Annotated in this window: 30 protein-coding genes; all 30 read left to right on the plus strand. The window is 41.1% G+C overall.

All coding sequences use genetic code 11. From position 1 onward, the window contains the following. The first annotated feature begins 49 nt into the window (after window positions 1-49). The 30 genes from xerC (at window position 50) to AM592_RS05310 (ending at window position 26,046) form a co-directional block, all read left to right on the plus strand. Entirely contained in the window at window positions 50-952 is a 903-nt protein-coding gene (xerC, locus tag AM592_RS05165; protein ID WP_053602798.1) for a tyrosine recombinase XerC, read from the plus strand. A gap of 18 nt (window positions 953-970) precedes the next feature. After that, a complete protein-coding gene (hslV, locus tag AM592_RS05170) occupies window positions 971-1,516 on the plus strand; it encodes an ATP-dependent protease subunit HslV (RefSeq protein WP_053602799.1) in 546 nt (181 codons plus the stop codon). A 19-nt stretch (window positions 1,517-1,535) separates the two neighbouring features. Beyond that, entirely contained in the window at window positions 1,536-2,936 is a 1,401-nt protein-coding gene (gene hslU / locus AM592_RS05175) for an ATP-dependent protease ATPase subunit HslU (protein WP_053602800.1), read from the plus strand. 81 nt (window positions 2,937-3,017) lie between these two features. Then, window positions 3,018-3,797, plus strand: a complete 780-nt coding sequence (gene codY / locus AM592_RS05180; protein WP_053602801.1) for a GTP-sensing pleiotropic transcriptional regulator CodY — start codon at window positions 3,018-3,020, stop codon at window positions 3,795-3,797. A gap of 289 nt (window positions 3,798-4,086) precedes the next feature. Further along, a complete protein-coding gene (gene flgB, locus AM592_RS05185) occupies window positions 4,087-4,479 on the plus strand; it encodes a flagellar basal body rod protein FlgB (RefSeq protein ID WP_053602802.1) in 393 nt (130 codons plus the stop codon). Next, complete coding sequence (flgC, locus tag AM592_RS05190) at window positions 4,476-4,925, plus strand: flagellar basal body rod protein FlgC (RefSeq protein ID WP_053602803.1); 450 nt, start codon at window positions 4,476-4,478, stop codon at window positions 4,923-4,925. Before flgB ends, flgC begins: the two co-directional genes overlap by 4 nt. Before the next feature lie 14 nt (window positions 4,926-4,939). Next, the gene (gene fliE, locus AM592_RS05195) at window positions 4,940-5,245 is read left to right on the plus strand and encodes a flagellar hook-basal body complex protein FliE (protein WP_053602804.1); all 306 of its coding nucleotides are present in this window, start codon (window positions 4,940-4,942) and stop codon (window positions 5,243-5,245) included. A 42-nt stretch (window positions 5,246-5,287) separates the two neighbouring features. Further along, window positions 5,288-6,892: a flagellar basal-body MS-ring/collar protein FliF gene (gene fliF / locus AM592_RS05200; protein WP_053605994.1), complete on the plus strand. Its 1,605-nt coding sequence runs from the start codon at window positions 5,288-5,290 to the stop codon at window positions 6,890-6,892. An 11-nt stretch (window positions 6,893-6,903) separates the two neighbouring features. Then, window positions 6,904-7,920, plus strand: coding sequence for a flagellar motor switch protein FliG (gene fliG / locus AM592_RS05205; RefSeq protein WP_053602805.1), 1,017 nt, complete (start codon window positions 6,904-6,906; stop codon window positions 7,918-7,920). Further along, the gene (fliH, locus tag AM592_RS05210; protein WP_376773322.1) at window positions 7,913-8,659 is read left to right on the plus strand and encodes a flagellar assembly protein FliH; all 747 of its coding nucleotides are present in this window, start codon (window positions 7,913-7,915) and stop codon (window positions 8,657-8,659) included. Before fliG ends, fliH begins: the two co-directional genes overlap by 8 nt. After that, window positions 8,656-9,972: a flagellar protein export ATPase FliI gene (fliI, locus tag AM592_RS05215; protein WP_053602806.1), complete on the plus strand. Its 1,317-nt coding sequence runs from the start codon at window positions 8,656-8,658 to the stop codon at window positions 9,970-9,972. The genes fliH and fliI overlap by 4 nt, the downstream gene beginning before the upstream one ends. Before the next feature lie 2 nt (window positions 9,973-9,974). Then, window positions 9,975-10,418 carry a flagellar export protein FliJ gene (gene fliJ / locus AM592_RS05220; protein ID WP_053602807.1) on the plus strand — a complete coding sequence of 148 codons (444 nt, stop codon included), beginning with the start codon at window positions 9,975-9,977 and terminating at the stop codon, window positions 10,416-10,418. An 11-nt stretch (window positions 10,419-10,429) separates the two neighbouring features. Beyond that, window positions 10,430-11,020 carry a MotE family protein gene (locus AM592_RS05225; RefSeq protein WP_053602808.1) on the plus strand — a complete coding sequence of 197 codons (591 nt, stop codon included), beginning with the start codon at window positions 10,430-10,432 and terminating at the stop codon, window positions 11,018-11,020. A gap of 11 nt (window positions 11,021-11,031) precedes the next feature. After that, entirely contained in the window at window positions 11,032-12,894 is a 1,863-nt protein-coding gene (locus AM592_RS05230; protein ID WP_053602809.1) for a flagellar hook-length control protein FliK, read from the plus strand. Continuing rightward, the gene (gene flgD, locus AM592_RS05235; protein ID WP_053602810.1) at window positions 12,891-13,322 is read left to right on the plus strand and encodes a flagellar hook assembly protein FlgD; all 432 of its coding nucleotides are present in this window, start codon (window positions 12,891-12,893) and stop codon (window positions 13,320-13,322) included. Before AM592_RS05230 ends, flgD begins: the two co-directional genes overlap by 4 nt. A 20-nt stretch (window positions 13,323-13,342) precedes the next feature. Next, window positions 13,343-14,128, plus strand: coding sequence for a flagellar basal body rod protein FlgG (gene flgG / locus AM592_RS05240; RefSeq protein WP_053602811.1), 786 nt, complete (start codon window positions 13,343-13,345; stop codon window positions 14,126-14,128). A gap of 36 nt (window positions 14,129-14,164) precedes the next feature. Continuing rightward, the gene (locus AM592_RS05245) at window positions 14,165-14,386 is read left to right on the plus strand and encodes a swarming motility protein SwrD (RefSeq protein WP_053602812.1); all 222 of its coding nucleotides are present in this window, start codon (window positions 14,165-14,167) and stop codon (window positions 14,384-14,386) included. Then, on the plus strand, window positions 14,379-14,777 hold the full coding sequence (locus AM592_RS05250) for a flagellar basal body-associated FliL family protein (RefSeq protein ID WP_053602813.1): 399 nt from the start codon (window positions 14,379-14,381) through the stop codon (window positions 14,775-14,777). The genes AM592_RS05245 and AM592_RS05250 overlap by 8 nt, the downstream gene beginning before the upstream one ends. 33 nt (window positions 14,778-14,810) lie before the next feature. Beyond that, entirely contained in the window at window positions 14,811-15,809 is a 999-nt protein-coding gene (fliM, locus tag AM592_RS05255; protein ID WP_053602814.1) for a flagellar motor switch protein FliM, read from the plus strand. Beyond that, window positions 15,799-16,908, plus strand: a complete 1,110-nt coding sequence (gene fliY, locus AM592_RS05260) for a flagellar motor switch phosphatase FliY (protein ID WP_053602815.1) — start codon at window positions 15,799-15,801, stop codon at window positions 16,906-16,908. Before fliM ends, fliY begins: the two co-directional genes overlap by 11 nt. Window positions 16,909-17,146: 238 nt before the next feature. Next, complete coding sequence (locus AM592_RS05265; protein ID WP_053602816.1) at window positions 17,147-17,509, plus strand: chemotaxis protein CheY; 363 nt, start codon at window positions 17,147-17,149, stop codon at window positions 17,507-17,509. A gap of 33 nt (window positions 17,510-17,542) precedes the next feature. Next, window positions 17,543-18,175, plus strand: a complete 633-nt coding sequence (gene fliZ / locus AM592_RS05270) for a flagella biosynthesis regulatory protein FliZ (RefSeq protein WP_053605996.1) — start codon at window positions 17,543-17,545, stop codon at window positions 18,173-18,175. After that, window positions 18,168-18,833 carry a flagellar type III secretion system pore protein FliP gene (gene fliP, locus AM592_RS05275; protein ID WP_053602817.1) on the plus strand — a complete coding sequence of 222 codons (666 nt, stop codon included), beginning with the start codon at window positions 18,168-18,170 and terminating at the stop codon, window positions 18,831-18,833. The genes fliZ and fliP overlap by 8 nt, the downstream gene beginning before the upstream one ends. Before the next feature lie 16 nt (window positions 18,834-18,849). Then, window positions 18,850-19,119, plus strand: coding sequence for a flagellar biosynthesis protein FliQ (gene fliQ, locus AM592_RS05280; protein WP_053602818.1), 270 nt, complete (start codon window positions 18,850-18,852; stop codon window positions 19,117-19,119). A 4-nt stretch (window positions 19,120-19,123) separates the two neighbouring features. Continuing rightward, entirely contained in the window at window positions 19,124-19,903 is a 780-nt protein-coding gene (gene fliR, locus AM592_RS05285; RefSeq protein WP_053602819.1) for a flagellar biosynthetic protein FliR, read from the plus strand. Beyond that, window positions 19,897-20,973 carry a flagellar biosynthesis protein FlhB gene (gene flhB / locus AM592_RS05290; protein WP_053602820.1) on the plus strand — a complete coding sequence of 359 codons (1,077 nt, stop codon included), beginning with the start codon at window positions 19,897-19,899 and terminating at the stop codon, window positions 20,971-20,973. Before fliR ends, flhB begins: the two co-directional genes overlap by 7 nt. 37 nt (window positions 20,974-21,010) lie before the next feature. Continuing rightward, entirely contained in the window at window positions 21,011-23,044 is a 2,034-nt protein-coding gene (gene flhA / locus AM592_RS05295; protein ID WP_053602821.1) for a flagellar biosynthesis protein FlhA, read from the plus strand. Further along, a complete protein-coding gene (gene flhF / locus AM592_RS05300) occupies window positions 23,041-24,135 on the plus strand; it encodes a flagellar biosynthesis GTPase FlhF (RefSeq protein ID WP_053602822.1) in 1,095 nt (364 codons plus the stop codon). Before flhA ends, flhF begins: the two co-directional genes overlap by 4 nt. Then, window positions 24,135-25,007, plus strand: coding sequence for a MinD/ParA family protein (locus AM592_RS05305; RefSeq protein ID WP_053602823.1), 873 nt, complete (start codon window positions 24,135-24,137; stop codon window positions 25,005-25,007). The genes flhF and AM592_RS05305 overlap by 1 nt, the downstream gene beginning before the upstream one ends. 4 nt (window positions 25,008-25,011) lie before the next feature. Further along, complete coding sequence (locus AM592_RS05310; RefSeq protein ID WP_053602824.1) at window positions 25,012-26,046, plus strand: protein-glutamate methylesterase/protein-glutamine glutaminase; 1,035 nt, start codon at window positions 25,012-25,014, stop codon at window positions 26,044-26,046. Window positions 26,047-26,050: the final 4 nt, after the last annotated feature.

A 26,050-nucleotide genomic window follows, 5' to 3' on the forward strand; every position in this document is an offset into this window, starting at 1 on the left:
CCTCAATAGATAATGTGATACCATTTAAAAGCCTTAAAGAGGTGGATTTATGAATAGTCAAGAGAATTGTATTGATTTATTCCTTGAATATTTGCAAATTGAAAAAAATTATTCTCAGCTTACTGTTGAGAGTTACAAGGCTGCGCTCGAAGAGTTTTTCATTTTTATTAATAACGAAGGCATTGAACAGTTTGAAAGGGTAACGTATCAGGATATTCGTATCTATTTGACGAATGCATACAAAAAAAAGCTTTCACGTAAAACAATAGCGAAAAAAATATCAGCGTTGCGCAGCTTTTATAGATTTCTGCTGCGTGAAAGGCTTGTGCATGAGAATCCTTTTCAATTGGTCAGCCTTCCAAAACAGGATAAAAGAATTCCAAAATTTCTTTATAGTCAAGAACTCGAAGAACTATTTCATTTATCTGATGAGAGCACTCCAAGCGGGCAGAGGGACCAGGCTCTTTTAGAGCTTTTATACGGAACCGGTATACGTGTCAGCGAATGCTGTTCACTTAAGCTTTCGGACATTGATTTGTCTCTGGGTACCGTGCTTGTTTATGGGAAAGGAAAAAAGCAAAGATATATTCCGATTGGTTCCTATGCCCAGGGTGCTTTGGAGCTTTATCTTTCACAAGGCAGGCAGCAGCTTTTGTCAAAAGGCAAGGATGAGCATTCCTTTGTATTCGCCAATCAAAAGGGAGGCCCATTAACGAGCCGCGGTGTTCGCTATATATTAACCGCTTTAATCAAAAAGGCTTCAGGTACATTACATATACATCCGCACATGTTCAGGCATACATTCGCTACCCATCTATTAAATGAAGGTGCAGACTTGAGAAGCGTTCAGGAGCTATTGGGACATTCGAGCCTCTCTTCCACTCAAGTGTATACGCATGTGTCAAAAGATCAATTGAGAAACTCTTATATGTCTCATCACCCAAGAGCATAAAAAAGGGAGGGCTTATAGATGAATTCATCTTTTCACGCAACAACAATATTTGCCATTCAGCATGAGGGGAAATGTGCGATGGCCGGTGATGGCCAGGTTACTTTCGGTCAAGCGGTCGTTATGAAGCATACAGCAAGAAAAGTAAGAAAGCTTTTTAATGGAAACGTCTTAGCGGGCTTTGCCGGATCAGTGGCTGATGCCTTTACCCTTTTTGAAATGTTTGAATTAAAGCTTGAAGAATTCAACGGGAACCTGCGCAGAGCATCTGTGGAGCTTGCTAAGGAATGGCGAAGCGACAAAGTTCTCAGGAGGCTGGAAGCCATGCTGATCGTGATGAACAAGGAGCATTTGCTTCTAGTTTCCGGAACTGGTGAGGTTATCGAACCCGATGATGGCATCCTTGCGATTGGATCTGGAGGAAACTATGCTCTTTCAGCGGGAAGAGCGTTGAAAAAATACGCACATGATACGATGGAAGCTAAGGAGATTGCAAGAGCTGCACTTGAGGTAGCCGGGGAAATTTGCGTATACACGAATGATCAAATCATTCTTGAAGAGCTTTGATAAGGGAGGGAATCGTTTTATGGAAAAGAGAACACTAACCCCTAGGCAAATCGTAGAACGGCTTGATCAATATGTAATCGGACAGCTGGAAGCAAAAAAGGCTGTAGCCGTTGCTTTGCGAAACAGGTATAGAAGAAGCAAGCTTTCTGAAGATATTCGTGATGAAATCGTTCCAAAAAATATATTAATGATTGGTCCTACCGGTGTCGGAAAGACGGAAATCGCAAGGCGCATTGCCAAGCTGGTTGGTTCCCCGTTTATAAAAGTTGAAGCTACAAAATTTACAGAAGTGGGTTATGTAGGCAGAGATGTGGAATCAATGGTCCGTGATTTAATTGAAACGTCCGTGCGGCTTGTGAAGGAAGAGAAAATGCAAGAGGTTAAAGGTGCTGCAGAAGAAAACGCCAATAAACGGCTTGTTCGCCTACTTGTTCCGGGTAAGAAAAAGCAATCAAATGTCAAGAATCCTTTTGAAATGCTGTTTGGCGGAGCTCAAGGACAGCAAAATGAAGAAAATGAAGGCGCGGAAGAAGAAAATATTGAAAATAACCGCAAAAGAATTGCCCATCAGCTTGCAATGGGAGAGCTTGAGGATCATTATGTTACCATTGAAGTAGAGGAGCAACAGCCTTCGATGTTTGATATGCTTCAAGGCTCAGGGATGGAGCAGATGGGCATGAATATGCAGGATGCCTTAAGCAATCTTATGCCTAAAAAGAAAAAACGCCGCAAGCTGACGGTCAAGGAAGCCAGAAAGGTGTTAATCAACGAGGAAGCAGCAAAGCTGATTGACATGGATGAAGTAAGCCAAGAGGCTGTATTTAAGGCGGAACAATCAGGAATTATTTTTATCGATGAAATTGACAAGGTTGCCAAAAAAAGCGGAGGGTCTTCAGCTGATGTTTCAAGAGAAGGCGTACAGCGTGATATACTCCCGATCGTAGAGGGTTCAACTGTTATGACAAAATACGGACCGGTTAAGACGGATCACGTGCTTTTCATCGCAGCGGGCGCATTTCACATGGCAAAGCCTTCAGATTTGATCCCGGAACTTCAAGGGCGTTTTCCAATTCGCGTTGAGTTGAAAAAGCTGACGATAGAAGATTTTGTAAAAATATTAATCGAGCCCGATAATGCGCTTCTTAAGCAGTATCAAGCATTATTGGAAACAGAAGGTATATCTCTTGAATTTTCTGACGATGCTATTCGTAAGATCGCGGAGATTGCTTTTCACGTGAACCAAGACACCGATAATATCGGTGCAAGAAGGCTTCATACGATTCTTGAACGATTATTAGAGGAATTGTCCTATGAAGCGCCGGATATAACGCTTGAGAAAATTGTGATTACTCCTCAATATGTAGAGGAGAAATTGGGCGAAATCGCCAAAAATAAAGATTTAAGCCAATTTATTTTATAAGATGATTCATCCAACAATAGCGCACATCACCTATTAATTGGAGCCGATAAATTTTAAAAGCACTTTAGGAGGAACAATGAAATGGCATTATTAGAAAAAACAAGAAAAATTAATTCTATGCTGCAAGAAAGAGCTGGAAGACAAGTGAATTTCAAAGAAATGTCTGAGACGTTAATGGACGTCATCCTTGCGAATGTTTTTGTTCTAAGCAGGAAAGGGAAGCTGCTTGGATATTCTATTAACGAGCAAATTGAAAATGACAGAATGAAAAAAATGCTCGAAGACCGGCAATTTCCTGAAGCATATACAAAAAGTTTGTTTGCTATTTCGGAAACATCATCAAATTTAGATATTAACAGCGAGTATACAGCATTTCCAGTTGAAAATAAAGATCTATTTCAAGCTGGGTTAACGACCGTAGTCCCTATCGTCGGCGGCGGAGAACGTCTTGGTACGCTCATTCTATCCCGACTGCAGGATCAATTTGAAGACGATGATTTAATTCTAGCAGAATATGGAGCCACAGTAGTAGGGATGGAGATCCTCAGAGAAAAAGCTGAGGAAATTGAAGTGGAAGCTAGAAGCAAGGCAGTTGTACAGATGGCAATTAGTTCATTATCATACAGTGAGTTAGAAGCCATTGAACATATCTTTGAAGAGCTGGACGGTAACGAAGGACTGCTTGTCGCAAGCAAAATTGCTGATCGTGTGGGAATCACGCGTTCTGTTATTGTAAATGCGCTTAGAAAGCTAGAAAGTGCCGGAGTTATTGAATCAAGATCTCTTGGTATGAAAGGAACGTATATAAAAGTCCTTAATAATAAATTCCTAGTCGAATTAGAAAATTTAAAATCCCATTAAGCGCGAATTGTAATTGAGTCGATAAAAATACCAGAATCCATCTGGTGTTTTTATTGGCTTTTTTTTTTTGGGGAAAAGCAATAAGATTTCAGAAAATAGAGAAAAGAAAAAAATATAGTCCTAAACATCCATGATAAAAGTCCTATTTTTAAAATAGATACATCATACGACTTTTTTTTACACAAACTTCATAGACTTTTAGCCTAATTTTACATACAATATTCATATAGTTTTACAATTCTCGACAAGGATAATTTCTATTTAGATGCAAAGATTGGAGGTTTTGGCAGTGGATTTATTTTCGGGATCGATTCACTCACTCGAAAATGCCTTAAACAGAGCGGATGTTAAGCAAAAAGTCATATCTGAAAATATAGCTAATGTAGACACTCCGAACTATAAATCGAAAGAGGTTTCCTTTTCAAATATTCTTAAAAATGAATCGGAAAAACTAAATGCCTTAAAAACTAACGAAAGACATCTTGATTTTTTGAATTCTGGACTGAATTATTCAATTGTTACTAAAAGTAAAGGTACATATCAGCAAAATGGCAACAATGTGGACATTGATCAAGAAATGTCCAAGCTTGCCCAAAATCAAATCGAGTATCAGGCGCTGGTTGATCGGCTAAGCGGAAAGTTTAATTCGCTTAAGACAGCCATAACAGGAGGAAAAGCATGACAATATTTAACCAAATGAACATTTCGGCTTCGGCTTTAACGGCGCAGCGAGTCAGAATGGACGTGATTTCCTCAAATTTGTCCAATGCCGATTCAACGAGAGCAAAGATGGTTGATGGGGAATGGCAACCTTATCGCAGAAAAATGGTCGAAACAGAAGCTAAGGGTGAATCGTTCTCGTCTGTATTGAATTCCGCGATGAAGAACAATCAAGCCGGTGGAGGAGTAAGGGTCAGCGGCATTACAGAGGACGAAACGCCATTTAAAGAAATTTATGACCCGTCTCATCCTGATGCGAATGATGAAGGATACGTTCAGCTTCCTAACGTCGATCCTCTTAAGGAAATGGTCGATTTGATGAGCAGCACCAGGTCCTATGAAGCGAATGTAACAGCTATGAATGCCACAAAAGGAATGTTAATGAAGGCATTAGAAATCGGAAAGTAAGGTGAATAAGCAATATGATAAACCAAGTTTCTCCATTTCAACTACAATCAATTGGACAAAGTCATGGAGCAGCCCCCCATTCGAATATACAGTCAACGAAAACCAGTTTTGCAGATATGCTCAAATCATCTATTGAAGAAGTAAATCAATCACAGGCAGAATCTGATAAACTGACAAATGCACTTGCACAAGGGCAAAATGTAAATCTCGATGAAGTGATGATCGCAGCTCAAAAATCAAACATAACGCTGACCGCTGCTACAGAATTTCGAAATAAAGCGATTGAAGCTTATCAAGAAATGATGAGGATGCAAATGTAATGGCGGGAGATTACGAATCAAGAACTAGTGCAATATCGGGGGATCAGTATGAATGTGAAGAAGATAACAAACAAAATAAATGATATATGGATGAAGTATACAAAAACGCAAAAGAGATTAGTAATCGGTGGAATCGCAGCTGTAATTATTATAATTCTACTCGCCGTTATTTTTTTTTCGAAAGAGAATCTGGTGCCGCTGTATAAGGATTTGACTGCAGAAGAAACAGGACAAATCAAGCAAACATTGGATGAAAAAGGGGTCATCTCCGAGCTCGATGCAAACGGTACGGTGATTAAAGTACCTGCGGATCGTGTAGATTCATTGAAGGTTGAACTAGCAGCAGAAGGGGTTCCGAAAAGCGGAGAAATTGATTACTCCTTTTTTGGCCAAAGTGTTGGCTTCGGAATGACAGATAATGAATTTGAAGTGTTGAAAGTCGATGCAATGCAAACGGAGCTGTCTAATCTTATTAATACGATTAATGGAGTGAAGAGCAGTAAGGTATTGATAAATCTCCCCCAGGAAACTGTGTTTGTAGGAGAAAAAGCACCTTCCGCGTCAGCATCTATCGTTCTTGAGCTTGAAGGTGCTAATACCCTGGACCAGCAGCAAATTAATGGGTTATATCACCTCGCTTCAAAAAGCGTTCCGAATTTGCAGCCCGAGAATATTGTTATCATGGATCAAAATTTTACATATTATGACCAAAACGAACAAGGCTCTGAATACGCTTCAGATAACTTTTCCTCTCAACAAAAAATAAAAGCCCAAGTAGAGAAAGATATTGGCAGACAAGTTCAATCGCTTCTTGGCACGATGATGGGACAGAACAAAGTAGTTGTATCTGTCACAACCGATATCGATTTTACAAAAGAAAGCAGAAAAGAAGATCTTGTTGAGCCGGTGGATAAAGAAAATATGGAAGGTATAGCAGTCAGTGCCGAACGTGTAACAGAAACGTATACAGGTGAAGGTGCACAAGCTGGCGGAGTGAACGGCACAGGGGAAGATGATATAACAAATTATAATGAGGCAGCTGGCGGGTCCGGAAATGGCGATTATGAAAAAAATGAAGAACGGATCAACAATGAGGTTAACCGAGTACATAAAGAAATCGTAGAAAGCCCGTATAAAATAAGAGACTTAGGCATTCAAGTAATGGTTGAGCCGCCGGATCCAAAGAATGTTCAATCCTTGACGTCTGACAGAGAAGATGACATTAGGCAAATTCTCTCGACCATTGTTACTACGTCAATTAATAAAGATATAGAGAGCCAGCCCCTTACCCAGAATGAGATTGACAATAAGATCGTCGTATCCGTCCAGCCGTTTGATGGGAAAATCGAATCAACTCCTCCTGAAACAACAAGCGGAGGCATTCCAATTTGGATCTATGCCGCAGTTGGCGCTCTGCTGCTCATTGTTATTTTACTACTCATTTTGCTCATCCGTAGGAAAAAGAATGACAGTGAAAATGAAGAAGAGGAGATTGTCTTCGAAAGACAAGAGCCAATATTTGTCGAAGACGTCAATGACGAAAAAGAATCAGAAGAAAGTGTACGGAGAAAACAGCTGGAGAAAATGGCAAAAGAAAAACCGGAAGAATTTGCGAAATTGCTTCGCGGATGGCTTGCTGAAGAGTAGGGGGAATCGAAATGGCGAAAAGAGAACAAAAAAAACTGAACGGCAAACAAAAAGCAGCCATTTTAATGATTTCCTTAGGTTTAGATGTTTCAGCAAATGTGTACAAACATTTAACCGAAGAAGAAATAGAGAAATTAACGTTGGAAATCTCAAGTGTTCGATCGGTTGGTACGAATAAAAAACAAGATGTAATTGAAGAGTTCCATGAAATTGCGATTGCACAGGATTACATTACCCAAGGAGGCATTGATTATGCCAGACAGGTTCTCGAAAAAGCCTTAGGGGAAGAAAAAGCTGGAAGTATAATTAATCGGCTGACCTCTTCACTACAAGTCAAACCTTTTGACTTCGCCCGTAAGGCAGAACCTTCGCAAATCTTGAATTTTATCCAGCATGAGCACCCTCAAACAATTGCGTTAATTCTGTCGTATCTTGATCCGGTCCAGTCAGGACAGATTCTGTCGGAATTACATCCGGAGGTACAAGCTGAAGTAGCAAGAAGAATAGCCGTCATGGATCGGACGTCTCCGGAAATTATCAACGAGGTTGAACAAATTCTAGAGAGAAAGCTCTCGTCTACCTTTACCCAAGATTATACACAAACCGGGGGAATCGAGGCTGTTGTTGATGTGTTAAACGGTGTGGACCGAAGCACGGAAAAAACGATTCTTGATTCTCTTGAGGTTCAAGATCCAGAACTTGCTGAAGAAATTAAGAAAAGAATGTTTGTCTTTGAGGACATCGTAACCCTGGACAGCCGAGCGATTCAACGCGTTATTCGAGATGTCGAAAATGAAGATTTGCTTCTCTCGCTAAAAGTCGCAAGTGAAGAGGTGAAGGAAATCGTCTTTAGCAACATGTCTCAGCGGATGGTGGAGACATTTAAAGAAGATATAGAAATTATGGGGCCTGTTCGATTGAGAGATGTTGAGGAAGCCCAATCAAGAATTGTCAGCATTATACGCAAGCTGGAAGAATCAGGAGATATTGTCATAGCCCGAGGCGGAGGGGATGATATTATTGTCTAAAGTGATAAAGCAAGCTGTTTCAAATCATAAACGAACCCTTTCACTTCAAAAGATTGAATGGAATGTGGCGGAAGACCATTTATATGAGGAATCAATAGATGAAATACCGGATGCCAAATCAGCAGAGATCCTGATTGCTGAAGCAAAGGCAGAGGCAGAAAGGATTACAGCCGAAGCGCGAGCTGAATTAGAGAAAGAACGGCAAGCATGGTCAAGCGAAAAAGAGAAGCTTATTCAATCTGCGAGGCAAGAAGGATATGATTGCGGCTTGGAGCTCGGGAAAAAGGAAGCAGAAAATAAATATTCCAGTTTAATAGAAAAGGCAAATAAAATTTCTAATGCTGCAAGAGCTGATTATGAAGAAAAGCTGGAAGGAGCGCAGGAGGAAATTATCAATCTTGCCGTCGCACTTGCCAAAAAGGTTTGGAACCAAAAAGAAGACGATCAAGAGGAATTTCAATCTTTAGTCTCCCAAGTGATTAACGACTTAAAGGAATACGAAAATATTTCAATATTTATCGATGCAAAATACGTGGAGTACGTGTATGAACTTAAACAGGAGCTCATTCACTGCCTTCCGCACCATTGCCATCTGAATATTTATGCTGATACGGAAGCATCAAAAGGAACGTGTTACATTGAAACAGACTTTGGCAGAATCGATGCCAGCATTGATACGCAATTGAATGAATTAAAAGCAAAATTGCTTGAATTGATTCAGGCAGGTGGAGAATATTGAACACTGCCAGAATCGCTGAATTTATTAATAGCGTCGATTCGTATAAAAGGTACGGCAAGGTAAAAAAAGTCGTAGGCTTGATGATCGAATCAAAAGGACCTGTAAGTTCAATAGGTGACGTATGCTTGATCCATGGACAGAAAGGCGTTCATAACCCAGTCAAGGCAGAAGTTGTCGGTTTCAGAGATGAATATATTTTGCTGATGCCCTATCTGCCGGTAGCCAATATTGCACCGGGCAGCATAGTGGAATCGACAGGAAGCCCTTTAAAGGTGAAGGTTGGACAGAGTTTAAAAGGCTTGGTTTTAAATGCATTTGGAGAACCACTGGATGAAAGCTTGCTGCCAAAAGGATTATCCCAGGTGCAGATTGATCAAGAACCTCCTAATCCAATGAACCGTCCTCCGATCGATGAAAAAATGACGGTGGGCGTAAAAGCGATTGACGGACTGTTAACGATTGGAAAAGGACAAAGGGTTGGAATTTTTGCCGGAAGCGGTGTTGGAAAGAGTACGCTAATCGGAATGATCGCAAAGCAGACGACAGCAGATATCAATGTCATTGCGTTAGTTGGAGAAAGAGGACGCGAAGTAAGAGAATTCATTGATAAAGAGCTCGGATCTGACGGGCTAAAGCGATCTATCGTCGTAGCAGCTACTTCGGATCAGCCCGCTTTAATGAGATTGAAAGCTGCATATACGGCTACGTCAATTGCTGAATTTTTTCGAGATCAAGGAAAAAACGTCATGCTGATCATGGATTCTGTGACGAGAGTGGCGATGGCTCAGCGGGAAATTGGTTTGGCTGCAGGAGAACCGCCTGCAACGAAGGGATATACACCTTCTGTGTTCGCTATTTTACCCCGTCTCTTAGAAAGAACTGGAATGGATAAAAAGGGTTCCATCACTGCTTTTTATACCGTTTTGGTCGATGGAGATGATCTGAATGAGCCGATCTCGGACACGGTTAGGGGGATACTGGACGGCCATATCGTCTTGGACAGGGAATTAGCCAATAAGGGCCAGTTTCCTGCGATACATATTTTAAAAAGCGTAAGCCGAGTTATGAATAATATCGTTTCAAGAGAGCACAAGGAAGCAGCATCCCGGTTTAGAAACCTGCTTTCTGTCTATCAAAACAATGAAGATTTAATCACTATCGGAGCTTATAAACCCGGTTCGTCAAAAGAAATAGATGAGGCGATTCATTTTCAGCCCAAGCTGATTTCTTTTTTGAAACAAGGAATAGATGGCACTTCTTCTATGGAAGAAAGTATTTCTGCTCTTTTAAAACTGAAAAGAAATGAGGTCTGATGATGGCGTTTGCGTATAAATTTCAAAAGCTGTTTGTGCTAAAAGAAAATGAGAAGAATCAATCCTTTGCTATGTATCAAAAATCAGTGGATGATTTTGAAAAAGCCGCTGAAAAGTTATATGAAAATATGAAGCTGAAGGAAGAGCTGGAAAAAAGCAAAGACAATAAACTCCAAAATGGCATGAGTATTCAAGAAATGAGGCATTATCAACGTTTTTGCACTAATCTTGAAACGACTATTTTTCATTACCAACAGCTCGTCTTAGCGAAAAGAAACCATATGAATGAAAAACAAGAGGAACTGACAGAAATTTCAATGGAATTGAAGAAGTATGAAAAAATGAAAGAAAAACAAAAGTTAAGCTTTCTTACTCAAGAAAATGCCGTTCAAATAAAGGAAATGGACGAATTATCAATGAAACAATTTATGTTTCAAGGAAGCTAGAGGGAGCTCCAATGTCTGCCAAAAAGAAAGAAAGCGGAAAATTCCAATGGTTTCTATTTGTCATTCTTATTCCGCTAGTGTTTGCTGTTGTGTTATCGATTGTCCTTCTTCAATTGTTAAACGTGGATCTGTCAGCACCGCTGCAAAATACAGCCAGTAAACTTCCGGTAGTAAAGGAGCTGATCACAGATAAGAAACCAGCTGATAAATCTGCTGCACCAAAAAATGATGAAGAGAAGCAAAAACTAAAAAAAACAATTGAAGACCAAACGAAACAGCTGTCAATTTTAGAAAGTGATTTGAAGACCAGCCAGGATGAAATTGACAGGTTGAATCAAAAAATCCGATCGATGGAAAATCTTGATCAAAAAAATGATAATGAACCTTCAGATGAAGCGAATGAAAGCAGTGAAGAGGATAAGCTTGTTACTATTTATGAATCGATGACTGGAAGCAAAGCAGCTAAGATATTAGCAGAATTGAACGATGAAGAAGCCTTGAACATTTTAAAGAAGATGAGTAATAAAAAACTAACAGAAATACTGTCACAAATGAAGCCTGAAGATGCGGCTCGTTTTACAACAAAGCTCTCTGAAAACTAAAGAGAATGGAGGTGGATGAGATCAAACTTCTTGATGTTGTGCTGTCCAATGCAAGAAATGGACAAAAAACGAGTGATTCAAGCAGAAGCAGTCCGGAGATCTTTCAGCAATTGCTATCCGCACAAATAGGCGGGCAGATTGCTCAGGAACCTGCAATTGAAAACATTGCGGAGCAAAAATTTCAAGATTTGGGGAGAATGCTCTCTTTTTTACTAAACGGAAATAGAATTCAACCAGATCAGCTGCAGGAGGTATCTCGCACAAAGGATTCACTTTCCACCGAAACGAACAACAACTATCGTGCGATACCAGACATTTTTCACAAGCTTCCAGCGCTGGATGAGAAAAGCAGCCAACAATTAGATAGTGAAGCTGATTTTACAGAGAAAAGTGAAAACTTGGAGCACCTATTAACGGGTTTGAGCCAGCATGATTTCCAGGTATTATCCCGATTGTTTGAAAGATTAGCAGCAAGCCCTGAGCTGCTCGGCATTCAAGCACTACCCGGCAAAGACACACGAACTGAGGATCAGCCATTGATGCAGCCTTTTGAACCGAACACGAGAACAGCGGACAACATTCGGCAGGACAACGAAATAATATCCGGGCTGAATGAAAGCTGGGAAGAAAATCAGGACAATACAATTCGCGCGATGTCTGGCGATACTTCCGGTGCATTAGGGCAATTATTTCAGCAAGTTGCAATGCCAGATATTTCTCAGCAAGACGTAAAGCAGCTTTCTCAATTGTTTGCTGGTTTAGCGGATCTTCAAATAAAACCTGAACATTTAGAGAACCAGTCCATTCAGCCGATGAAACAGCAGAGTAATCCTATCAAAGGGAATATCAGGATGGAAGCAAAAGCGTTTTTACAGATTTTTTCATCATTCTTTAAGCATATTATTCGATCAGATAGTGCTGGGATAAGTACAGAAAATGGATTTTTGGGAAAAAGAATTCAAGCGGATGGTCAGCCACTTCTTTGGTCAGAACAAGCAGTACAAGAAGTGCAGCAACCTGATTCATTGACAAAGACAACAAGTGAAAGCAATGAAAAGGCAACTTCGGCAGATAGTTCCTTACGTGAATTAAAGCTAAAAAGCTCAGAAGTTCAGCTTTCGCAGAGTGAAACAGATGTCATAGCAAAGCTGCTGTCTTCAATCAATGGAGAAAAAAAGGAAACGGAATGGAAAACGAATACCGCCTCCCAAGCAGTGCTGTTGGATGAAAAAAGCGAAGGAAAAGCCAGCAAGCTGCCTTTGAGCTTTCCCCTTAACCATCAGTTTCTTGGCAAATCCGGTACAGCAGAAACCGGAAAACATGCAGAAATAAAACCAAAAGCCGGTGATTTAGAAGAAAGCCAAGTCCAACCGGTACTTCAAATGAATAAAAGTGCAGAGGTGCAGCAAGCTGAACCAATTTCTCCTAAGAAACAAAAACCGGTTTTACCAGATCAAATTATCGTGGCTTGGAAAAAGGCGAAATTTACTCCTTTTGGGAAAATGACCGGGAGCTTTACGGTCCGTCTTCACCCGGAGCATCTTGGGCATCTCACAGTCAAAATTAATAATAAGCATGGGCTAATGACGGGTCGAATTATCGCTTCTTCCGATTCAGCAAAGGAATTGTTAGAGCATCACCTCCCATTGTTAAAACAGGCGCTGCCGAACATGCCGATGCAAATCGAACGGTTCTCCGTTCCTTTACAGGATGTAAGCCACCTGCAGTTAAATCAGCACAATGGAGAAGGTGAGAGACATTCCCGGCAAAGAGAGCATAAACGATTTGAAGACGAAGAAAATGAACCATTTCAACAATTTCTTGATGAGATGAAAATCGAATCAGTGGCCGAAGATAGGAGGGAGCAGCAATGAGCACAAACGCGATTGATTCAGATCTCTATTTATCGAATGCACCAGAAAGACAGTCGAAAGGTTCCAATTTAGGAAAAGATGATTTTTTAAAGATATTAATGGTTCAGCTGCAAAATCAAGATCCGTTAAAACCGCTTGAAGACAAAGATTTTATTGCGCAAATGGCTACCTTTTCTTCCTTGGAGCAAATGACCAATTTAAACAACTCGTTAACAAATTATTTATCCGGGCAGAACGCTATCTCATCCTATGCGGAATGGATAGGCAAAGAAGTCAGCTGGGAAACTGCACAGAACAATGGCGAAACGGCTGTAGAAACCGGTGTCGTTGAATCTGTAAAAAAAGCAAATAATGAATTTACGCTTGTCCTAAAAGGCCGAAAAGAAATTAAAGCTGCTTCTGTAGTCGCAATTACGAATCAAAATTAAAATATCGGGAGGAATTATACATGCTACGTTCACTATACTCTGGAGTAAGCGGAATGAAAAATTTCCAAACAAAATTGGATGTCATCGGAAACAATATCGCCAATGTCGGAACGACTGGGTTCAAAAAAAGCAGAGTGACTTTTCAAGATACCTTCAGCCAGCAGTTGGCGGGTGCCAAAGCCCCTGCTGGTGGCCAAGGGGGAACAAACGCTCAAGAAATCGGACTCGGTTCATCAATGGGCACTATCGATACGGTTCAGTCAGAAGGCGCTCCTCAGTTCACAGGGAGAAAGCTTGATATTGCAATAAGAGGCGAGGGGTATCTAACTGTTTCAGATGAAGAAGGGGAAACCTTCTATTCTAGAGCAGGAAATCTTTACCTCGATCAAGACAGCAGATTGGTTACAGCAGATGGCTTATATGTCAATGGAGTGAATGGTCCGATACCTCAAGATGCAACGAGTTTAACCATCGATGAATTTGGAACAGTCTCTTACTTAAATAATGAAAATCAAGTAGAGAATGCAGGACAAATTCAACTGGCGACATTTGCTAACAGCGAAGGATTAGAAAAAGCCGGCGGGAATTTGTATACTGCATCATTAAATTCAGGTAATCCCGATGTTGGTAACCCGGGTCAAAACGGAAAAGGGACAATCCAGCAAGGCTATCTTGAAATGTCCAATGTTGAGCTTTCAGATGAATTTACGGAAATGATTGTAGGGCAAAGGGGATTTCAAGCGAATTCCAAAATTATTACAACGTCAGATGAAATTTTACAGGAGCTTTTGAATCTCAAACGATAAGGAGGATGGGGGCTTAGCTTAGACTCCCGAAAAACCGTGATCAAAGTTACCCGTCTGAACGGAAAAATGTTTTCTCTTAATGCGTTATTTATTGAACAGATCGAATGTTTTCCTGATACTACGATTACCTTAACCAATGGGAAAAAATTTGTAGTAAAGGAGGATGAAGAAACGGTTTATTCCCTTATCAAAGCTTTTTACAAAGAGATACACATCCTTTCTTTAGATAAAGGAGAGAAGAGAGGCAGCAATGAATAAGAAATTGGTAAACGTTAGCGTGATCGTCATAGTAGCTATTGCAGCATTATGCACCGCGGCATTTTTGGTTCTGAAAAGCAGTTTAATCGAGGATTCGAACAAGGAACCGACGATTGACGAAGTACTGGAAGCCTCTGTCGATATCAATGATGTCATCACGAATTTACAGGGTGATTCTATCGTACGCATCTCGCTAAAATTAGAAACAGATTCAAAAAAAGCGAAAGAAAAGGACAGTACAATTGAGCTTCTTGCCAATCTGAAGGCTGATGAGATTGAAGGTGCAAAAGGGAAGGTCGCATTCAAAAATAAGCTGAAAGAAAAAGTGAATGCATATATGCGAGAAGGACAGATAACAAAGGTGTATATAACCTCCTTTAATCTTCAATAAGAAGGACAGATAAGGTACCAGGGAGGTGAGTAAATGGCAGGGGAAGTATTGTCCCAAAATGAAATTGATGCACTTTTGTCTGCGATATCAACTGGTGAAATGGATGCAGATGAACTAAAAAAAGAAGATACAGCAAAAAAGGTGAAAACATATGATTTTAAACGGGCTCTTCGATTTTCAAAGGATCAGATTCGAAGCTTAACCCGAATACACGAAAATTTTTCCCGGCTGCTCACGACATACTTTTCAGCTCAGCTTAGAACATACATAAATATTTCGGTCGGCTCTGTCGATCAAGTGCCTTATGAAGAATTTATTCGAAGCATTCCCAGTTTGACGATCTTAAATTTGTTTGAGGTTCGTCCGCTAGAAGGGAAAATCATGATGGAGGTTAATCCAACGATCGCCTATACGATGATGGACCGGGTCATGGGCGGAACCGGAATGGGCGGAAGTAAAAAAGATAGTTTAACAGAAATAGAGACAAAAATTATCTCGAATCTTTGTGAAAATTCGTTGGTTAATTATCGGGAAGCATGGGAACAGGTTGCCGAAATCAACCCCGAGATGACAGGGTTTGAAGTAAATCCTCAATTTGTTCAGATGGTATCTCCAAATGAAACGGTTGTTGTCATCTCACTCAATGCTCAAATTGGCAACATCAGCGGAGTGATCAACCTCTGCATCCCTCACGTGGTTTTGGAGCCGATTATACCTAAACTGTCCATGCATTATTGGATGCAATCCGAGCGAATTGAACCGAAGCCGGAAGAAACACACTCACTTAAAAAACAGATTATGGATGCTCACGTTCCTGTCGTCGCTCAACTAGGGACATCAGAATTAACGATTGAAGAATTTCTAAATCTTGAAATTGGAGATTGCATTACACTTGATCAATCCGTTACAGAGCCTCTCACTGTGAAGGTCGGTGAAAGACCAAAGTTTTTTGGACAAGCCGGCCGGGTGAATCGAAAAGTAGCCATTCAAATATTAGATCACGACATAAGAGGTGAAAAAATTGGAACATAATTCGTTATCTCAGGATGAAATTGATTCATTGCTCAATGGCACGAGCAGTTTAGAAGGTTATGAAGAATTGTCACCGATCGAGCAGGACGCCATCGGAGAAATCGGAAATATTTCATTCGGCAGTTCAGCCACCGCCTTATCAACACTGTTGAACCAGAAAGTGGAAATTACAACTCCTCATGTTTCGATTGTCCTAAAAAGCAAATTGAATGAGGAATTTCCCCATCCTTATGTAGCGATTGAAGTAAACTACACCGAAGGCTTCACCGGCAGCAATTTGTTAGTCATCAAGCAATCGGACGCTTCAATCATTGCCGATTTGATGATGGGTGGTGACGGAAACAATTCAGATGTTCCGTTGGATGATATTCATTTAAGCGCTGTTCAGGAAGCGATGAACCAGATGATGGGTTCAGCTGCTACATCCATGTCAACGGTTTTTAAAAAACGAGTTGACATCTCGCCACCACGTTTGAACTTACTCGATGTTAACCAGGGCGAGGGAACCGAAACCATTCCTGGAGAAGAAAAGCTGGTTAAAGTATCATTCAGGTTAACAGTTGGAAAGTTAATCGATTCAAACATCATGCAGGTGTCGCCGATCACGTTTGCTAAAGAATTTATCAATGAATTAATTGAACCTGCAAATAATAATGATGATCATTCCTCTGAATGTGTTTCTAAACCGGAGCCAGTTTTACACCCAGAGAATGAGCCGAAAGCAGTCCATTCGAAGCCGGCATCTTCTCTTCAAAAAGAGAAAAAATCGTCCGGACAGAGCGTGTCTCCAGTCGAATTTTCCGCTTTTGAAGATCGGACCCATGAAGGAACAAGCAAGACTAATAACCTGGATATGCTGTTGGATATTCCTTTATCAGTTACCGTGGAGCTTGGAAAGACTAAAAAAAGTGTAAAAGAAATATTAGAGCTTTCAGCAGGAAGCATTATCGAGCTTGATACGCTGGCCGGGGAGCCAGTTGACATTTTGGTTAATCAACGGATTGTAGCTAAAGGCGAAGTAGTCGTCATCGATGAAAATTTCGGAGTAAGAGTGACCGATATATTAAGCCAAAAAGAAAGAATCCATAAATTGAAATAAAGTGAACCTCAATCAGTAGGGGTTTCGACGCATAGGATGTGCTAGTGAAGGCGCCCGCACAGGACGCCTAAGCTTTTAGCCTTCGTACATTCATCTCCCACTGATTGTTAGGTGAAGCCAACCCTAGCTTTTACGGGCAGTTGATCCCCCACAGACTTCTGAGGGTGGCCTAAAGCCCCCGAGGTGGGGGACATACTGCCCGTTAATGCAGGATAATATTTTAAGAGGAGAGAACAAAATGGCATATAAAGTTTTAATCGTAGATGATGCAGCTTTTATGAGAATGATGATTAAAGACATTTTAGTGAAAAACGGCTTTGAAGTAGTAGGCGAGGCTGCGGACGGTGTACAAGCAGTAGATAAATATAAAGAATTATCGCCCGATCTTGTGACGATGGACATCACCATGCCTGAAATGGACGGAATAGCAGCTTTGAAAGAAATTAAACAAATTAATCCACAGGCCAAAGTGATTATGTGCTCAGCAATGGGGCAGCAGGCGATGGTAATTGACGCCATCCAAGCCGGAGCAAAGGATTTTATTGTGAAACCATTTCAAGCCGACCGGGTGCTCGAAGCGATTAATAAAACGTTAAGTTAGAAGGTGTAAAAGGTGGTTTCTTATAAATCTTTTATGTCAATCAGCTTTATCGTTTGTCTTCTATTCGCTTATCATGCATCTCCAGTTTCAGCTGCAGAAACTGGAGACGCCACTGTTGATGAATGGTTTCAGCAGCAAGATGAAGATAAGGTAAAACCGGTAGAAAACCGTAAGGAAGAAAAACAGAGCCCGCCTGTGAAACAACCGTCTGCTTCCGTATCAGCAATGGATTTTTTCCGAATGATTGGGGCTTTGCTTTTTGTTATCTTTCTTATTTATGCGGTCATTAAGCTGTTGAACAAACGGAACAAGATGATTCGGCCCTTTCAATATATTGAAAACCTCGGGGGAACCTCTCTCGGACAGAATCGATCGGTCCAGCTTATCAAAGTAGGAGAGAGAGTTATGGTTGTCGGCGTCGGGGAATCTATTCAATTATTAAAGGAAATTGAAAATGAAGAAGAACGAAAAGTTATTCTGGCTCAGCATGAGGAAACAGTCAATCGAAAAATTGAGTTGCCAAAATGGCTGGACCAGGTGAAAAGCAGTCATAAAAAAGTTTCTGAGCCAAAGAGCTCATTTGCAGATTCTCTAAAAAAGGAACTTAAGGAATTAAAGAATTTGCGTAAAGAAGGAATAAAGAAAGGCACGCATCACAATGAATGAATTTATTAATCTTTTTAATTCGAGTGATCCGGAACAAGTAAGCACATCAGTCAAGCTTCTGCTGCTTTTGACGGTTTTATCCGTAGCGCCCGGGATCTTAATTTTAATGACATGTTTCACGAGTATTGTAATCGTATTGTCATTTGTCAGAACATCACTGGCTACCCAATCGATGCCGCCCAACCAAGTATTGCTCGGGCTTGCACTGTTTATGACTTTCTTTATCATGGCTCCTACGTTTTCAGACATAAACGATCAAGCGTTAACGCCGTTATTGAATAATGAAATTGGCCTGGAAGAAGCCTATGGAAAGGCGGAAATGCCAATAAAAGAGTTTATGAGCAAGCATACGAGACAAAAGGATCTCGCCCTGTTTATGAATTATGCAAACATGGAACAGCCAGAGTCACTGGAAGACATCCCGCTAACAACGATGGTTCCTGCCTATGCCATTTCAGAGCTGAAAACTGCTTTTCAAATCGGTTTTATGGTCTTTATTCCTTTTTTAATCATTGATATGGTAGTTGCCAGCGTCCTTATGGCAATGGGGATGATGATGCTGCCGCCGGTAATCATTTCGCTTCCTTTTAAAATCCTTTTATTTGTTTTGGTAGACGGCTGGTATTTAATTGTGAAGTCATTATTACAAAGCTATTAGAATGGGTGTTTTCATTTTGAGTTCAGAATTTGTTATTTCTATCGCGGAAAAAGCAGTGTATATCACATTGCTGATCAGTGGCCCGGCTCTTGGTCTCGCTTTAGTTGTCGGGTTAGCGGTCAGCATTTTTCAGGCTACTACCCAGATCCAGGAGCAGACCCTTGCGTTCATACCAAAAATCGTCGCCGTATTAATCGGATTGGTGGTTTTCGGCCCTTGGATGCTTTCAACTATTCTATCGTTTACAACTGAACTTTTTTCTAATTTGAATCAATTTGTCAGGTAACGGCATGGGATCATTTATCGATTATTTTCCGGCTTTTTTGCTTGTTTTTATAAGAATCACAGCTTTCTTTGTTACTTTGCCTCTATTTTCATATCGAACGATACCTGCCGTTCATAAAGTAGGATTTGCCTTTTTTTTAGGAGTTGTCAGCTTCAGTACGTTGAATGATCCTCCTATATTAAAGGTTGATGGCTATTATTTTCTTTTACTTGGAAAAGAGATATTGGTTGGCTTACTTCTGGGGTTAATTGCATATATTATGCTTTCTGCCGTTCAAATCGCAGGTTCATTTATTGATTTTCAAATGGGCTTTGCGGTAGCGAACGTAATTGATCCGCAAACGGGGGCACAGAACCCTCTTGTCAGTCATTTTTTGTACACGATGGCTCTGATGTTTATGCTGAGCATTAATGCGCATCACATGCTGCTTGATGGTGTTTTTTACAGCTATCAGTACATACCTGTCGATCAGTTGATTTCTTTTTCCGGCGAAGGCCTGGCCGAATTTATCATGACGCGTTTCAATCAAATGTTTGTTATTTCATTTCAAATGTCAGCTCCTATCGTTGCCAGCTTGTTTCTTGTTGATCTGGCTCTAGGCATTGTGGCAAGAACTGTTCCGCAGCTGAACGTGTTTGTCGTCGGCCTGCCGTTAAAGATTGCTGTCAGCTTTATCATGTTGATTGTGTGTATGGGTGTATTATTCTATTCCGTTCAATTGCTGTTTGAGCAAATCATTCGGACAATGAGGGATTTATTGACGCTCTTTGGAGGAATATCATGATCCGATTGGATTTGCAATATTTTGCAGGTGAGAAAACCGAAAAAGCGACCCCGAAGAAGCAGCAGGAATCTAGAAAAAAGGGGCAAGTTGCCAAGAGTTCAGATGTGAACACTGCATTTTTGATCATTTTTCTCTTTTTGTCTTTAACCCTTGTCGGACCGTTTATGAGAGATCGGCTCATCGCATTAATCAAAAGCTTTTACACAGAAAAATTATTGTTTTCTCTTTCTTTGAACAATGTAAAACAATTATTTATCGATATGGTGACAGAGAGTGCATTGCTTCTTTTGCCGATTTTGGGCATCGCCTTTCTCGCTGGAATGGCCGGCAACATCATGCAAGTCGGGTTTCTGTTCTCAACTGAAGCGGTAAAACCGGACTTAAAAAAAATTGATCCGATCAGCGGATTTAAACGAGTTTACAGTTTACGGGCGATTGTTGAGTTATTGAAGTCGATCTTAAAAATTGCGATTATCGGTGTTGTTACATTCTCAGTCATTTGGGTTCATTTCGGTGAAATCATTCGGCTGCCCCTATTAACAGCTGAAGAGGCGCTTTCATTGCTTGGTAAATTAACATTGTATATGGGCCTTTTTGCAGGTGTTGCTCTAGCTTTTCTAGCTTTATTGGATTATTTGTATCAAAAATATGATTTTGAAAAAAATATCAGGATGTCCAAACAGGATATCAAAGACGAGTATAAAAAAACGGAGGGTGACCCTCTCATAAAATCCAAAATCAAGCAAAGGCAAAAAGAAATGACGATGAGAAGAATGATGCAAGAGGTGCCAAAAGCTGATGTCATCATTACAAATCCAACGCATTATGCCGTAGCTGTAAAATACGATGAATCCAAGAGGGATGCGCCTTTCGTAATAGCAAAGGGAGTTGACTCAATAGCCCTTAAGATTCGCCAAATCGCTAGTGAGCACGATGTAATGACAGTCGAGAATCGGCCGTTAGCCCGTGCGTTATACGATCAAGTAGAGCTTGACCATATTGTTCCCGAGCAATTTTTTAAAGCAATCGCTGAAATCCTCGCATACGTCTACAGGATCAAGAAAAAATAAGAATGATAGTTTTTGAGTATTAAAGGAGAGAAAAGCAATGTCTGCAAGAGATTTTACCGTATTATTCAGTGTTGTCCTCATTGTTGCAATGCTGGTGATTCCATTTCCGCCTTGGATGCTGAGCATTTTCATAATCATTAATATATCTCTTGCTTTAATCGTGCTTCTAACAACGATGAATATGCAGGAAGCACTGCAATTTTCCATTTTCCCGTCTTTATTATTATTACTTACGTTGTTTCGCTTGGGATTAAATATTTCTACCACCAGATCGATACTTGCAAATGGCGATGCGGGAAAAGTCGTGGAAACATTTGGATCCTTTGTGGTCGGCGGAAACGTACTGGTAGGTTTGGTCGTATTCACTATACTAATTATCATTCAGTTTGTCGTCATCACAAAAGGGTCAGAGCGGGTATCCGAGGTTGCAGCCAGGTTTACTTTAGATGCGATGCCAGGAAAACAAATGAGTATTGATGCCGATTTAAATGCCGGAATGATAACAGAACACGATGCAAAAGAACGCAGAGAAAAGGTAGCAAGAGAAGCCGATTTTTATGGAGCAATGGATGGAGCGAGCAAGTTTGTCAAAGGAGATGCTATTGCCGGAATTATTATTGTACTCATTAACATTATTTTCGGAATCATAATCGGAATGCTTCAGGAGGGTATGTCAATTCAGGAAGCGGCTTCTCATTTCACATTGCTAACAGTCGGTGACGGAATCGTCTCCCAAATCCCTGCCCTTCTGATTTCAACCGCCACGGGAATTGTTGTGACAAGAGCAGCGTCGGAGGGGAATCTCGGTCAGGATATTACTAATCAGCTTTTTGCTTTTCCGAAGCTCCTTTACATCACAGCAGCAACCATTGCTCTTTTAGGATTATTTACGCCGATTGGTATTCTTTTGACTGGACCATTTGCAGCCATATTGGCTATCGGAGGCTACATGCTTTCAAGAGAACCGAAAGAACCGGAAATGGCGGCAGATGAAATCGATGAAGCGGAAGCAGAAGTTCTCAAAAGCCCAGAAAGTGTCGTTCATTTGCTCCATATTGATCCGATCGAATTTGAATTTGGCTACGGGTTAATTCCACTGGCTGATTCTGCCCAGGGCGGAGACCTTCTCGATCGAATCGTAATGATACGCAGACAGCTTGCGCTTGAGCTCGGCTTGGTGATTCCGGTCGTTCGCATACGGGACAACATTGCGCTTCAGCCGAATGAATACCGCTTAAAGATCAAGGGAAATGAAGCGGCAAAAGGGGAATTGCTGCTCGATCATTATTTGGCGATGTCTCCTTCATCTGAAGAAGACTTGATCACAGGTATTGATACGATTGAACCATCCTTCGGCCTGCCCGCGAAATGGATTGCTGAATCAGAAAAAGATAGTGCAGAAATGCTCGGCTACACAGTTGTAGATCCAGCTTCAGTTGTTTCAACACACATAACAGAAATGGTGAAACAGCATGCCCATGAATTATTGGGGAGACAGGAAACCAAACAGCTAATTGACCATTTAAAAGAATCGTATCCAGTGCTTGTTGAAGAAGTGACACCCAATCCTCTTTCTGTCGGAGATGTACAAAAAGTGCTGGCCAAGCTTTTAAAAGAACACGTTTCAATCCGCAATCTTGTCACTATTTTTGAAACGCTGGCGGATTATGGAAAAATGACATCCGACTCGGATTTATTAACCGAATATACGAGACAAGCGTTAGCCCGACAGATTACATCTCAGTATACGGATGAAAACGAATCAATGAAGGTTGTCACTTTTTCGGGCAGGGTAGAAAAAGCAATTGCTGACGGGGTTCAGCAAACAGAGCAAGGAAGGTATTTGTCAATTGCACCTGCCGCATCGGATAACATTATTCAATCGGTCGCAAGAGAAATTGAACAGCTCTCTCTGCAGCAGGAAACACCGATACTGCTATGTTCACCTCCTGTTCGGATGTATATAAAACAGCTTTTAGAACGCTATTTTCCTGATCTTCCGGTTCTATCGTACAACGAGCTTGAAGCTAATGTGGAAGTTCAGAGCATTGGGGTGGTTGATATACCATGAGAATAAAAAAATTTACTGCTGATACGATGAATTCTGCGGCAAAAATCATTAAACAAGAATTAGGAAATGATGCGGTCATTCTAAATAGTAAGACGGTATATAAACGAAAGCTGTTTGGCTTGACGAAAAAAAAGGCTGTCGAGGTGATTGCTGTAGCCGATCAAAGCGGACTGGATGTAACTGCCCCTCAAGAAAAAAAAGCTCTCCGTACCTTGAAGCCTGGACCTTCTCCGGCTCCTGTTTCAGAGACGGAACAGAAGCCGATTCGACAGATGGTACACTCACCGATTGACAAAACAAGGTATGAGCTTTTTCCGGACCATGTAAGACAAATAAGCAACCTGTTATTGAATCAAGGTGTTTCATCCGAAATTCACCATCAAATCATGCTGCCGCTGATTGAACTGGCCTTGAAAAATGAGTGGCCGGAAAAACCAAGGCTGTTGGACATCATTGGGCAGGAACTGTCATGCCTTATAGATGATTATAAAGGCTTTAATGATCAAACAAAGTACATTGCCCTTTTTGGGCCGACCGGTGTCGGAAAGACAACGACATTGGCGAAACTGGCAGCTGACAGCTTTCTCAATAAGCAAAAAAGAATTGCGTTTATCACAACCGATACCTACAGAATTGCGGCAGTTGAACAGCTAAAAACATATGCGGAGTTGCTCTCAGCACCTTTGGAAGTCTGTTATTCGAAAGAAGATTTTCAAAAGGCACAGCAGAAGCTTTCAGAGTATGATCATGTTTTTATAGATACCGCAGGCAGGAACTATAAAGAAACTCAGTTTATAAAAGAACTGGAGCAACTTATTCCTTTTGGAGACGATATTGAATCATATTTGGTTCTGTCGGCAACCAGCAAGCAGGAAGATCTTCTGCAAATTTCCAGACAGTTCGCCCATTTGCCGTTTTGTCGCTATATTATGACTAAATTGGATGAAACCGATACGCTTGGCCCGGTTCTTACACTTCTGTCGGAAACGAAAACATGTATTGGCTATATTACTGACGGGCAGGCCGTGCCGGAAGATATAAGGAAAATGAACAAGTCAGAGTTTGTTCAATCGCTCATGAGGTTCCTCTGATGGATCAGGCTGAATATTTGCGAAAATTATTAGCGGAGAGGAAAGGGCAAAAAATATCCGCCAAATCGGCAGAAACGATCGCTGTCATAAGCGGGAAAGGCGGAGTTGGAAAATCGAATCTTTCCTTAAATCTATCGCTTTCTTTACTAGAAAGGAATAAAAAAGTCCTGTTAATCGATTTGGATATCGGGATGGGAAATATTGACGTCTTGCTTGGTGAGTCTTCTCGTTATTCTCTGGCAGATTTACTGCAGCAGGAAATGTCTTTTCAAAAAGCAATGACAGCCGGACCTTTAGGGCTGCAATATATTTCTGGCGGATCTGGATTAAATTCCATTATCGAACTGAATGAACAGAAATGGTCATTTTTCTCAAGGGAGCTTGAAGAGCTGCTGGATAAATATGATTATGTGATTTTCGACATGGGGGCGGGGTTAACGAAGGAACAGCTTCCGTTTGTCGTCTCATCCACACATATTTTAGTCGTGGCAACTCCTGAACCGACTTCATTAATGGATGCTTATAGCGCTATGAAGCACATTACGTTAAATAAAAAAGATTTGCGCTTCCATGTGCTGATGAACAGATGCCTGCACCAACGTGAAGGTGAGCTGGCATTTTCCAAATTGTCTAAAACGATGCGCACATTTTTGCAACAAAGGATTTCTTATCTTGGGAATGTCCCGGAGGATCCATTGGTTCGAAAAGCAGTAACGTCACAGCTCCCGTTCGTTATCAGCCATCCCCATTCTAAACTTTCAAAATCCATATATCGTGTGGCGGACGCGTTTCTACATACTGAAGAAAAAAGGGTGGAGGCAAAAGAAGCATCGTTTTTGAATAAGCTTTCCGCATTTTTTAAAAGGGGGTAGTCAATTGATTCGTGTTCTTATCGTCGATGATTCTGCTTTTATGAGAAAGCTCCTTCACGATTTTTTTAGCTCGGATCCTTCCATAACCATAGCGGGAACAGCAAGAAATGGCAGAGACGCCTTGGATAAAATGGAAGCTTGCTCTCCGGATGTCATTACCTTAGATGTTGAAATGCCAGTCATGGATGGATTGGAAACGTTAGAGAAAATTCTTGCAACAGAGAGACTGCCTGTCATTATGGTTTCAAGCAGTACAAAAACAGGGACTGAGACGACCATCAAATGTCTCTCACTAGGTGCTTTTGATTTTGTCACTAAACCGTCAGGATCTATTTCATTGGATTTATATACTGTTAAAGAGGAATTAATCGAAAAAGTAAAAGCGGCAGCGAGAGACAGCCTTCGAAGTTTCGGCGAAATAGCGACTCCTATTGAGTACAGTCCTCATATTAATAGGGATCATTTGAAACGACGTGTCGTTTGTATCGGTACTTCGACAGGAGGGCCTAAAGCCCTTCAAATTGTTCTTGAGGAGATTCCGGCAGCCATCGCAGCCCCGATCTTTGTAGTCCAGCATATGCCTGTTGGATTTACGTCCTCTCTTGCTTCCAGACTTGACCAGCTGTGTGACGTACATGTGAAGGAAGCCGAAGATGGGGAGTTTGCAATGGATGGGTATGTATACATCGCTCCGGGGGGAAAACAGATGTCTGTTGTCTCAGTAGGTTCACGTTTGAAAATTGAGTTGTGCCGGGAGGATGCTAAGGGTGGTCATTGTCCATCAGTAAACCATTTATTCCGTTCACTCGCCAAGATAAAATTCCGCCAAAAAATCGCTGTAGTAATGACTGGAATGGGAAATGACGGAACGGAAGGGTTGCAAAAGCTGCTTGAAGAAGGCCAGACGCACGCCATTGCAGAATCAGAAGAATCAGCTATCGTGTTTGGAATGCCGAAATCTGTCATTGCTACGGGGTTGGTGCACAAAGTCAGACACGTTAACGACATTGCAGGTGCCATTATGTCTTATATGAAATAATTGG

The organism is Bacillus gobiensis (assembly GCF_001278705.1).
Taxonomy (GTDB): Bacteria; Bacillota; Bacilli; order Bacillales; family Bacillaceae; genus Bacillus; species Bacillus gobiensis.